Origin of the sequence: Fastidiosipila sanguinis (assembly GCF_002998295.1) — a bacterium.
Lineage (GTDB): Bacteria > Bacillota > Clostridia > Saccharofermentanales > Fastidiosipilaceae > Fastidiosipila > Fastidiosipila sanguinis.
Genome location: NZ_CP027226.1, coordinates 211,565 through 223,503, shown reverse-complemented (window position 1 = coordinate 223,503; position 11,939 = coordinate 211,565). Strand labels below are relative to the sequence as shown.

Sequence of the window (11,939 nt, the reverse complement as noted above, 5' to 3'; positions counted from 1 at the left end):
TCTGCTTGTCTTTCTTCTTAATCCAATGTCTATTTCGATAATTTCTCTGCTTGCACTCTCAGCGCCATCTCCAAATCCTTAAACAACTCTCTTAAGTTAGCGCTGACTAATTTCTTGTTTTTTGCAGCTCCACCCCAACGAATATTACCTGCACCGCTGGCAATAAACTTTATCTTATGTTTGTATTTTTCTAAGTTTAATAACACACCTAAAGCTTCCATATTCGGCCTTAATTCTGGACTAAACTCAAGGATAATATCTTTTCTATCTATATATATTCTATTTAAATGCATTTTTCTCGCTTGACTCTCAACATATGAAATATCTGCTAACGCATAAGTTTCTTCAGGAAGTTCACCATATCTATCCATAAGTTCATCCAAGATATCGTAGTATTCATCTATATCTTCAATATCTAATAGTCTCTTATACATATCCATTCTTTGGCCCTCTGAAGGAATTAAAGAACTCGGAAGATAAGCATCAAGTTTAATATCAATGCGAGTTACGAAATCTTTGTTCAAAGGCATATTTTCCGACAGAACTTCTGAGCGCTCAATAACTTGACTACTTGCATCTTCAGCACCTGTGACACTACTGCCAGCGCTATCCGTATCAGCAGCAAGTTTCTCCTCTTCTTCAGCTTCTTCCCTTGCTAATTGGACTTCCTCTTCTAACATTTGTACATAGAGTTCATAGCCAATCGCTTCCATATGACCATGCTGTTCTCCGCCTAATAGATTCCCCGCTCCTCTCACCTCAAGGTCTCTCATGGCAATTTTCATACCAGAACCTAATTCCGTGAAGTCTCTTATTGTCGCTAGTCTCTTCTGTGCATCTTCGGTCAAATTTTTGTTACCATCATAGGTTATAAACGCATAAGCTTGTTTATTAGATCTTCCTACACGCCCCTTAATTTGATAAAGCTGAGCCAATCCCAGTCTATCTGCATCACGAGCTATAAGCGTATTGACATTTGGCATATCAATTCCTGATTCAATGATAGTTGTACACACTAGCACATCTGACTCACCTTTAATAAAAGCATGTATTATTGCTTCAAGTTGTGACTCAGGCATTTGACCGTGGCCGATAGATACTCTTAACCCAGGTATTTTTTCCTCTAAGTGTTTAACAATCTCAGGTATTTTTTTTACATTATTTATCAGGTAAAAAACCTGACCCCCACGACCAACTTCTCTAACAATAGCTTCATTAATAATCGCCTCATCATATTCCAGGACAAAGGTCTGTATCTCTCTACGCTCTTGTGGAGGTTCTTCCAAAAGTGAAATATCTCTAATTCCAGACAGAGACATATGCAAAGTTCTTGGTATAGGTGTAGCACTTAGAGAGAGCACATCCACATTTGGATATTTTTCTTTTAATTTTTCTTTGTGGTCAACTCCAAATCTCTGCTCCTCATCCACTACTAGCACACCCAAACGCTTAAATTGCACATCATCAGACAACAACCTATGCGTTCCAATAACCACATCAACCATGCCATTCTTCAGTCCTTTAACAATCTCTTGCTGTTCTTTTTTGCTTGTAAATCTACTCAAGACAGCAACTTCAATAGGATAGCCCTTAGCACGTTCCTTGAAATTTTCGTAATGTTGTTGAGTTAGAACAGTAGTTGGCGAAAGCATTGCTGCCTGCATACCGTTTGAAACAGCTTTAAACATCGCTCTAAAAGCTACTTCAGTTTTGCCAAAGCCAACATCTCCGATTAAGAGCCTATCCATGACTTTGTCAGACTGCATGTCTTCTCTAACGTCTTCCATAGCTTCCAGTTGATCCTCAGTCTCTTCAAAAGGGAAACCTTCCGCAAATTCATTATCCCAAACTGTATCCTCACTAAACTTATAACCTTTTATGCGATTGCGCTCTGCATAAAGTTTGACAATATTTGTTGCCAACTTCTTAATGGAATCTCTGGCTCGAGTTTTTAGCTTAGACCATTCGCCTCCGCCCAGGCTAGAAAGTCTAGGCTTCCTGTTGTCCATACCTACATACTTGCTAAGTTGCTCTATGGCTTCCATTGGCAAGAATAGACTATCACCTTTAGCATAGGATACTTTAATATAATCTTTGCTTCCTGATGCAGTTGTAATAGTTTCAATACCCTCGTATAAACCTATACCATGATCCTCATGTACCACATAGGAACCAATCTCAAGATCTGAGAAGAATTTAATTGTCTGCTCATTCTTTTTCCTACGCTTATTGCGCTTATAACGTTTTCCAAAAACATTCTCAGTTCCAAAAATTGCTAGCTTCGCATCAGGCCAGACAAAACCTTCATTCAGCGCTCTTGGTATTAGTCTTTTTACCGCTGCAGGAGCATTAAGCAATAACTTCTCATTAAGAGCATCTCGCTTACTATCATCAGCTACATATATACATGTGAATTTATTTTCCGCCTGACGTTCTTTTAACATCTCATAGAACTCATCTTCTCTAGCTCTATAATTCTCGGCAGCTAAGCTTCTGAATGCAAATTTCTTGGCAGCAGGGAAACCATTACCAGAACCATCTAGCAACGCAAAACCCAAAACCTGAAAATCTTGATCCAAGCTCTTCATTATGGCAACTTTTCCAATAATATTCTCTGCCACTAGGGTTGTAGTTTTGCCCTGTACAAGCAGCTGCTTGATCTGTTGCTCTTTGCTAGCTTGCCAAGCATCTAAAAACTCTTGTAGTTTTTTCAGTTCAAAAACTACTGCCCTACCACATAACTCTTGGAAATAATCAAGAATACTTGTTTTCTCTGGGTAAATGAATTCTAGCCAACGATCTAAAATCTCAACGCTTAAGTTATTTTCTAAGCGTTCAATATCATAGTTACAAAGAGCTTTGAATGCTTCAACCTCATCTCGACTGGCAGCCTTTTTATACATATTTTCACTCTGCTCATCTCGGAAGTCTTTGATTCTCTCGACCAGAGTTATTCTTTGTTCATCGCTAATGTTAATTTCTTGCGCCGGTGAAATAATTATTTCATTAACTTCATCGAACTGACGTTGAGATTCTAAGTCATATAATCTAATTTGTTCAATTTCATTATCAAAGAAAGAAATTCTTATACCATTTTCATCCGCATTTATTGGCACTAGGTCAACTATATCTCCTCTTTGCGAAAACTCACCTGCATTTTCTGCTACTTCAGAGTGCTTGTAACCTATATCGCTAAGTCTTGCCACAAGCTCTGCTGGTTCCATAATAGTATTAAGGTCAATCTTTATATATCTATCTAAGAGGCTCGACATATCAGGCATGCGTTGTTGCAAAGCTGCAGCAGTTATTAAGACAATCGGTCTCAGCTTCTCTTCTCGTGTCTCAAGCAAACGACTTATAACCTTAATACGTTGGTGCATCTCATTTTTGCTCGCAGATTCTATCCGACTTAGGTTAAATTCCCTAGCTGGAAACTCTAATACCTCTCCGGGATAAAAAGCCTTCAACGCTTCTTGTAACCGGCGAGATTGCAGTGGATCACTTGCTACGACAAAGGCGAAGTCATTGTCATCTTTTTGCAAAAGCAGAGCAGACAAAATAAATGCTGCATGGTTCTCTATTGGACCTACAACATTTATATGAGATAGTTGCTTACTGTTAACCGCTAATGTTTTCTTATAAGCACCTAGATTCCAGATGTCTTTTAACTCTGTAAATTTTGGATCTATTAATGCGCTCTCAACTATCCAATTCTCTTTGTTTATTTTTTCTGCTTTAGTTTCCGATTTTGCTTTGTCATTAAGCATGTTTATTTCCTAATACCTCATTCATTGCCAACTGCAAATTCTTCTCCACAGTTAATTCTATTAATTCAATAGCATTATTAACTGCAATATCTAGTGCCTTCATCTCACCTGCAGTAAACTTACCCAAGACGAAACTTACCATATCTCCATATTCAGGTTTAGGTCCAATTCCTAAGCGAATCCTAGGGAAATCTTTGCTACCAATTTCCTTAATTATAGATTTCATACCGTTGTGAGTCCCAGCACTGCCAGATTCTCTGACTCTAATTTTCCCAATATTTATATCAATATCATCATAAGCTATAAAAAGATTTTCCAATGGTATTTTGTAAAATTTAAGGAGTTTCTGCACAGCAATACCAGATAAATTCATTAGTGTAGTCGGCTTAGCTAAAATAATTTTCTTACCGGCAATATTGATGTCACAAATATCTGCTGAAAATTTAGACTTTTTCCAATTACCTTTATGTCGTAAGGCTAGCTCTTCAACAAATATAAATCCAGCATTATGTCTGGTTTTCTCGTATTCTTTACCTATATTCCCTAAGCCTACAACTAAAATAGCATCTTGATTATTTTCTGTATTACCTTTTTTCTTAAAAAACATCACAAAATTCACTCCGTTTTATATCTTTTTATAAATATACGAAAGCTGATTATAACACTTTGACTTGCATAAAGTTATATCATAAATCATTTAATATCATCTAAAGACGATAGCTCTCGTGATTAGCTTGATTTTCCCTCTAAAAAGTTTAGTTTCAAGCATGGTAAAACAAAATAAACCTAAAAAATATCTTGTTTGTTCTTCTCTCGAGTACATTTAATTCAATTAAACTTATCCACCGTCTTGAAAACAGAAATACAAATATTTTTATATTTTTATGTGGATAATGTGGATAACTGTGTGGACATTAGCAAGTATCGCCTTTTTATTGTTAATAGAAGATTAAATTCAGCTAATTAAATGTTACATTAAAATTACATTTTAACTTCCTTTTGTCACATCAGTCCTCGAGAGGTGGATATATGATTTTAAAATTATAAATCCTCATGAAACTACTCCTAAAATAAATTATGCACTAAAACTTAAGCTAAATGATTAAAAATAAAAGCATCATTTACGCAAAATAAAACTCCGTTGTTTCAGAAAATCCTCAAAGAATCACTAAACATCGGAGTTTAAACTTTTTTTATTTTCCAAACAAGATCTCAGTTAATCTCACTTATTATTCATATAAGTAAAACTCCTTAGATTTCTCTTTGAAAGCGTCGGCTTCACGTTTTGTCTCTCTAATTAACTCTTGAGAATTAGCATGTTGCCTACTCAACTTACTATTACCAAACATTTTGTCTATCTTTAAGTACTGGTCATTATCTGCAGGCACAAACAGCAGATCTTTGTCTACTATGCGCTTAAGTTCAGCAATAATAGCAATGGCCATATCAATAGGTTTAATTTTCTTTCTCTGAGTAACATGAATTCTTACCCCTTGAACTTTTGTTCCCTGGTACATTCCTTTAGTTGGAGTGAAGTAAATTGGGGTAAATCTAATGCCGCTAATAAGTACTTTATTCAAGTTTGCTGCCAATTGAACTGCATCCAAGAAAGGCGCTGCAATTACTTGGAAAGGTAAACTCGTACCTTCACCAAAAGATACATTAGTTCCTTCAAGCAAGTGTAAACCACTAGCCAAAATCAATCCGTCTAGATTTGGATACTCTAGTCTAGGCATGTTCCACAATGCATCGGTATCATCGAATGTATCCTTACGTTCCCAGTTTCTCAATTCAATAACTTGTAAATTACAATGCAGATTATTGACTGTATTCATCATGACAGCCAACTCACCTATGGTCATGCCATATCTAATTGGCAACGGAAACTCATCATCATTCATGTAATTACCCTCTATAACTGGCCCTTGTACGAGCTCACCTCCAAGAGGATTTGGTCTATCGAGAATAACTACCTTCTTATCTGTATTTCCAAGTTGTCGTAATAATCTATGCAGAGTCTCTATATATGAATCATATCTTAAGCCTGTCAAAGGGAGGTCAACGAATAGGGTATCAAACGAGGCCAACATCTCATGAGTAAAATGGAAAGATCCATATCTATACAGCGAAAATACTGTTAAGCCTGTCCAAATATCCTTATAACTCTCATACCTTTCACCTGAAGTTTTCTCGCCCAGCACACCAAATTCAGCTCCAAAAAGACTTGTCAAATCCATATGGTTGTTAATCACTGCCAAAGTAGAATTAAGATGTCTATCCATTGAAGCTCCGGTAGTTAAAAGACCGACTCTATCCATTAAATATTCATCTTTAAATTCTATCAAACGATCTACGCCATTACTAATCTTCTTTTTGACTTCCATATCTATTCAATAGGCTCCTTTTGAATGATAATTTATTATTCCATCTATAGGTTTTATAATTATGAGTTTTCTAATTATGAGTTTTTAACACACTTAGTAAAAGCTCGCTAAAATTGTTTCATCAAAATAGCTATCCTAAAACTCTTCTTCAACATAGCGTTCTGGGTAAGTTTTCCTTAAGTAGTTTTCTACCGGACCACTCAAACGCTTATCCAGAGTAAACTCTAGTTCCATTTTTTCTCCAAAGTTTTCGGATAAGAGGTTACCGTTGTCTTTGATATAAGCATACAATGAACTTTCTTCATATGGTAGCTCTAATCTATAAGATTTCTGTCTGTAAGCTAGGAATTCTGCAACAGTTTGTAAAACTTTATCCAAGCCTTCTCCTGTGACTGCTGAAGTTGGCACAACTCTAAATCTATCACTCTCTTTTATGTGGCTAAAAGCTTCAATATTTTGAGGAGTAGCGATATCCGCTTTATTCAGTAAGAGAATACGTGGCTTATCTGCTGCTTCCAATCTATTTAGCTCATCTTCTACTATCTGCAATTGTTCTTTCGCCTCAGGGTCTGAAACATCTAACACCTGTAGTATTAAGTCACTATTACTCACTTCTGTCAGAGTTGATTTAAAAGCTTCAACTAACTCATGCGGTAATTTACGGATAAAACCAACAGTATCTGCCAAAATAACATGGCTACCATCAGGTAAACGTAAATCTCTAAAAGCTGAGTCTAGTGTTGCGAAAACCTGGTCCATTGCATACAAATCAGAGTCTGTAAGTTTATTAATTAAAGTTGATTTACCTGCGTTAGTGTAACCAACCATAGCTACTATAGTTTGGCCTTGCTCGTCACGCTTTTCTCTTTCCTTCTCACGGCGAGTTGAAACTTTCTTGAGTTCACGTCTAAGATTATTAATTCTATTCCTAATGTGACGTCTATCCCTCTCTAGCTGAGTCTCACCTGGACCCCTAGTACCAATACCACCACCAAGTCTACTCATCTCCTCGTTGATCAGGCTAACTCGGCCCAATCTATAACTATATTGAGCAAGTTCGACTTGTAATTTACCTTCTTTGGTACTAGCTCTACGAGCAAATATATCAAGAATGACCAAAGTTCTATCAAGGACTCGCATCTTAGATAATTCTTGGATATTTCTAATCTGACTACCACTCAATGGATCATCAAAGATCAAGGTATCGCACCCCATCGCTTTTGCATATTCTGCTATCTCAATAATTTTACCCTTACCAAGATATGTTGATGCACTTACATTATTTCTATTCTGATAATCTGCACCTAGAACCATAGCTCCACAAGTTTCCGCTAGTTCTTTAAGCTCTAGCAATGATCTTTCTGTTTTATCTATAGACTCCGGACCTTGGCCCAAATTCAAACCTACAAGGTAAGCAATCTCAGCTTCACCTCTCTGGCTACGACCAGACTCCTGTCCTGTCAACCCGACTGAATCATAATTATCTTCTTGGGTAAACATGGACTCTAGGTTAAAGTCTTCATCAACAAAATCCATTCTAGTAGAACTATCTTGAGGATAATAAACATCTTCATCAAAAAGGTCGTCTTCTAGTGCATAATCTTGTGCATCTACATGCATATCTTCTTGCACATCATAGTTCTCTAATTCTTCGGATATAAATTCATCTCTATCTGGTGTGTATATCAACAAAGCATCTCCATTCTTATGATCTTTTACTTAATTATAAAGCAAAGCGAACTTAAATGCTTTTCAATATTCACTGTTGCTGTAGATAAGGCACTTATAATTCTTAAAACCTAGTAAATACAGATAGCAAGAATCCTAAAATCAAACCAATAGCTGATATCAAAATATAATCCCCAAAGAACTTAGACCAATTTACTTTGCCTTTTCCTCTTATCATCATTACCGCATAATAAGCAACTAAACCTACCACTAGAACGAATACATTCGCAGTTAAAGCGTTGTAACTATACTTGAAAAATCTCATAAATATCCAAGAATAAGCGCCTATACCAAAAGCATAAGTCATAAATCCATAGAAGCCTGGCAATTGCTCCTCTGAATTGATGTTCTCAACCTTATATTTGGCAAAATTCTTAAAAGTCCAGACAATCAAAACAATAGCTAAAAACACATAGATAAATACCATCAATAAGTGCAAGTAAAAATTTTCATTAACAGTTAATATACCAATATTTGAAAATGGATTTAATAAGTCTAAAACTCTGTCTAACCACCTTTGAATTGGGCTACGATTAGGTCCAACAATAACATCTTTAAGAATACCCCAATAAATAGATGGGAGTAAGAAACCCACCGCACTATAAATAACTGCACTACCTAAATTAGTGCTGCTTGTCATAATAAAAGTAGTTAAAACCAGGCAGAAAAAAGCCATTAACGCTAAAGCTACAATATAAATTATATATCTATGTAATGGCATTAGATATAGTATATGCTTATTGATTCCCAGATAAACAATTCCACCATTTACAATTGCAAAAATCACATATGGTATAAGGAAAAGTAAATAGGTGTTTAGCATATCGAAAAAGAGCATTTTTTCTTTAGGTAAATCAACAGAAAAGTATGTATCTAAATCATTGCTGTTATAGATACTCCTCAGTGTAATTAGCGGTAATATTGAGACTATTACCAAACTTGCAAATGTAACTGCAACAAAAAGAGCTTTCCCATACGGGAAACTATACGTGTCGATGTATTGTACTTCATTTATAGTTCTAACACTGCTCCAAATAGGTAGTGTTGTAAAAGTCAAAAAGGCAATAAATATACTGAAAAACAAGGCTGCATTTCTTTTTATAAAAACTTTAAAATAATTTTTGTATTTCATTACTCTAGCCCCTTTCTAAATGCTTCCCTGATGGGAACAAGATCTATATTTTGACCAAATATTTTTGAAAGCACCTCTACGTCATCATAGTAGAAATAATATTCTCGCTGCATTATTGTCGCTCCAGATTTGTCGTAATATACAATTTTAACCAATGCTTCTGAATATTCATCTTCTGGAATTTCATATTGATTTTCCACCTCAAAACCTGTTTGTTGTTTAGCTGCTTTTATATGTAATTCTCTAATCTTTGCAATCTCATCTGGATTCTTAGTGAAGTGTCTCTTAAAGTGAGGTGTTACACCTACATAATTAAATATTTCTGCATTCTCTTCATCTTTTACAGATTTACTTTCCCTAAAGACACCATCGTAAGCAACTAACTTAATCTCATCAACCTCTCTTAACTCTGGCACTGCTAAAGCAGATTTTCTTTCAATTTCCATTAATCCATAAACACTTGTGCCAAAAGCTAGGGCAGCAATCAAAGTGTATGAAATTACAGTTCTAAAAATTTTTGTTTTGCCATGTTTCATAAACATATTGATTATGAAAAATACAACTAAACCTCCAGTGAAGATAGAAGCTATATTTATGGCATTGTCTTTTATTTTGTCAATTAAGTCTATTGAATAATTGTTGTTATTAAATACTATAGATTTGAACAAGGATACCAAAACTATAAATACTGAAATAAAGACTATACCTGTATAAAAATACTTGAACATATATGCAGAACCGATTCTCTCTACATGTCTACGTTTGTATAAAAATGCTGATAACAATAGTATTAAGATAGCCAAAACTACGTAAATACTAATTGCTAAAACATGGTTAACTCCATTCTTATCTTCAAAAATTCTCATTAACAAGCCGTTAATACTGAATAAATCCAAATATGAATCTGACTTAGAATCTAAGCTAGGAGTATAACCTGGGAAATAATTAATATATGACTTCACTAGTGAAATCAGTGCTACCGGTATATAGTTCAAAGCTACTGCACAAATATACCCATTAAATACACTGGTCGTCATTATAATAGAAAGAACACTGAGTGCCAATGAGAATAAACAAATTGTTAGAAGGACCACTGATCTAATTACTATAGTTCCCAATGTTGGCATGATTAAACTCTTACCAGTGAAATTTAAAAAATGACCCAAGATAATCTGTAGATAATAAGTCAATACAGTCGGTATCGCTACAATAACCCATACAAAAAGTGTATTGAACATAAATAACTTAGTTCTAGATATAGGTAAACTCCAATATCTATCCATTTTGTTTTTGTCATATAAATATTTAAATACCTCGAACGGCAAAATGATCATTAAAAGTCTAGAGAGACCTAATAAACTTTGATCTGCTACTCCACCAGTGAAATGGGTATAGTTAATTGAAAATACTCCATAATCATTCACATTATCAGAGGTAATTATCATCATCAACCATGGTAATGTTGCTAACCCTAATAATGTAATTAGAACACCGAAAACACTGTTCTTATGCTCTTTTAGCATAAATACAAAGTAATTCTTAAATACTTTCGGAGAATTATTTCTATTTAATTTTAAACTTACTTCTTTTGCTCCCATTTTAAGCCTCCGCTTTCGAAGAAGATCCTAGCTCAGAACTACGATCAGAACCGCTATGCTTATTCTCCATCTCAGCAACAAATATCTCTTCCATTGAAACTGATAACGGGTTGAGCAAGATTGGGTTTGTGCCTTTCAGTTGTTCTTCAGCTTCTTCACCATGATAAATCACAGTAACCACCTTGTTATTTTGTTCTAAATATAGTAGTGGAATATTATCGAATACACCAGCTGCTGGAGCTTCTTTATAACCTAACTGTACCTTGTGATAATTATTATTTAGTTCCTCTAGTGTCTGGTCAAAGACTATCTGATTGTTCTCAAGCAGAGCCATAGAGTCACAAATATCTTCTAATTCACGAATATTATGCGAACTAATAATTACTAGCACATCTTCTTCCTCTACCAGATGAATCAGCTCACGCTTAAGGGTAAGTCTCATTTTAGGATCTAATCCATCAAATGACTCATCCATTAGTAGTAATTTTGGACATGTACTCAAGCCTAAAATTATCGCACTTTGTCGCTTCAATCCTTTTGACAATTCATTGATTGGTTTAAGTTCATCAAAACTAAATTTCTTAAGCAATTCCTGATACTTCTCTTCATCAAAATTCTTGTAGAAGCTCTTATAAAAATCTTTCATATCTCTAGTGTTAAAACGATTGAAATAAAAAGGTTCATCACTAACGAAGAAAAGTTCACTTCTATCTATTTTTGTAGAAACATCATTAAAAAGTATTTCGCCTTCATTGTAGTTATAAACATTACTTATACAGCGCAATAAAGTAGATTTACCAGCACCATTACTACCAATTAATCCCACAATATTCCCTGAAGGCAATTCCCAATTCAGGTCAATCAAAACCTTGAAGCCATTGAAATCCTTATTTAAATTATTTATCTTAAGCATGTTTTAATACCTCCATTGAAATACCTTCTAACTTTTCTTTTGATATACCTAAGCTTATATATTTATTAAAAACATTTTCTATTTCTTTGCGGGCATCAGCCTCAACCTCTGTCGCCAGGTCAACTTTAGCCACAAAAGTTCCACTCTTAGGAACTGTAACTATAATTCCTCTATACTCTAATTCTGTATACGCTCTAGCCACGGTATTTGCATTCACTCCAAGATCCTGAGCTAGGCTTCGTATTGATGGTAATTTCTCGCCTTCTTCCCAGACACCGGTACCCACTAATAACACTACTTTATCTATGATCTGTTGGTAAATGGGACGTTTATCTCTTCCGTCTATATTTAACAATTTAAACACCTCCCGATTAAAAACTTAATAAAAAAACTCTACAAATATGTACCGACCCCCAA

At 35.1% G+C, this 11,939-nt stretch carries 8 protein-coding genes; all 8 read right to left on the bottom strand.

The annotated features are described in order from the left end of the window. Window positions 1–29 precede the first annotated feature (29 nt). Complete coding sequence (gene mfd, locus C5Q98_RS00840) at window positions 30–3,767, bottom strand: transcription-repair coupling factor (RefSeq protein WP_106011853.1); 3,738 nt, start codon at window positions 3,765–3,767, stop codon at window positions 30–32. Next, window positions 3,760–4,374 (bottom strand): aminoacyl-tRNA hydrolase, encoded by a 615-nt coding sequence (pth, locus tag C5Q98_RS00835; protein WP_106011852.1) that lies wholly within the window; start codon window positions 4,372–4,374, stop codon window positions 3,760–3,762. Before pth ends, mfd begins: the two co-directional genes overlap by 8 nt. 622 nt (window positions 4,375–4,996) lie before the next feature. Beyond that, window positions 4,997–6,151 carry an exo-beta-N-acetylmuramidase NamZ family protein gene (locus C5Q98_RS00830; protein WP_106011851.1) on the bottom strand — a complete coding sequence of 385 codons (1,155 nt, stop codon included), beginning with the start codon at window positions 6,149–6,151 and terminating at the stop codon, window positions 4,997–4,999. Window positions 6,152–6,286: 135 nt separating this feature from the next. Continuing rightward, window positions 6,287–7,843, bottom strand: a complete 1,557-nt coding sequence (hflX, locus tag C5Q98_RS00825; RefSeq protein WP_158695662.1) for a GTPase HflX — start codon at window positions 7,841–7,843, stop codon at window positions 6,287–6,289. A 100-nt stretch (window positions 7,844–7,943) separates the two neighbouring features. Further along, on the bottom strand, window positions 7,944–9,011 hold the full coding sequence (locus C5Q98_RS00820) for a hypothetical protein (protein ID WP_106011849.1): 1,068 nt from the start codon (window positions 9,009–9,011) through the stop codon (window positions 7,944–7,946). Next, the gene (locus C5Q98_RS00815) at window positions 9,011–10,609 is read right to left on the bottom strand and encodes a hypothetical protein (protein WP_106011848.1); all 1,599 of its coding nucleotides are present in this window, start codon (window positions 10,607–10,609) and stop codon (window positions 9,011–9,013) included. Before C5Q98_RS00815 ends, C5Q98_RS00820 begins: the two co-directional genes overlap by 1 nt. A 1-nt stretch (window position 10,610) precedes the next feature. After that, complete coding sequence (locus C5Q98_RS00810) at window positions 10,611–11,522, bottom strand: ABC transporter ATP-binding protein (protein WP_106011847.1); 912 nt, start codon at window positions 11,520–11,522, stop codon at window positions 10,611–10,613. Continuing rightward, on the bottom strand, window positions 11,515–11,877 hold the full coding sequence (locus C5Q98_RS00805) for a GntR family transcriptional regulator (RefSeq protein WP_158695661.1): 363 nt from the start codon (window positions 11,875–11,877) through the stop codon (window positions 11,515–11,517). The genes C5Q98_RS00810 and C5Q98_RS00805 overlap by 8 nt, the downstream gene beginning before the upstream one ends. Window positions 11,878–11,939: the final 62 nt, after the last annotated feature.

What these genes read in the sequence shown, in the direction of transcription:
- mfd (WP_106011853.1), bottom strand. Translation starts at nt 3,767, where the DNA reads ATGCTTAATGACAAAGCAAAATCGGAAACTAAAGCAGAAAAAATAAAC.
- pth (WP_106011852.1), bottom strand. Translation starts at nt 4,374, where the DNA reads ATGTTTTTTAAGAAAAAAGGTAATACAGAAAATAATCAAGATGCTATT.
- C5Q98_RS00830 (WP_106011851.1), bottom strand. Translation starts at nt 6,151, where the DNA reads ATGGAAGTCAAAAAGAAGATTAGTAATGGCGTAGATCGTTTGATAGAA.
- C5Q98_RS00820 (WP_106011849.1), bottom strand. Translation starts at nt 9,011, where the DNA reads ATGAAATACAAAAATTATTTTAAAGTTTTTATAAAAAGAAATGCAGCC.
- C5Q98_RS00815 (WP_106011848.1), bottom strand. Translation starts at nt 10,609, where the DNA reads ATGGGAGCAAAAGAAGTAAGTTTAAAATTAAATAGAAATAATTCTCCG.
- C5Q98_RS00810 (WP_106011847.1), bottom strand. Translation starts at nt 11,522, where the DNA reads ATGCTTAAGATAAATAATTTAAATAAGGATTTCAATGGCTTCAAGGTT.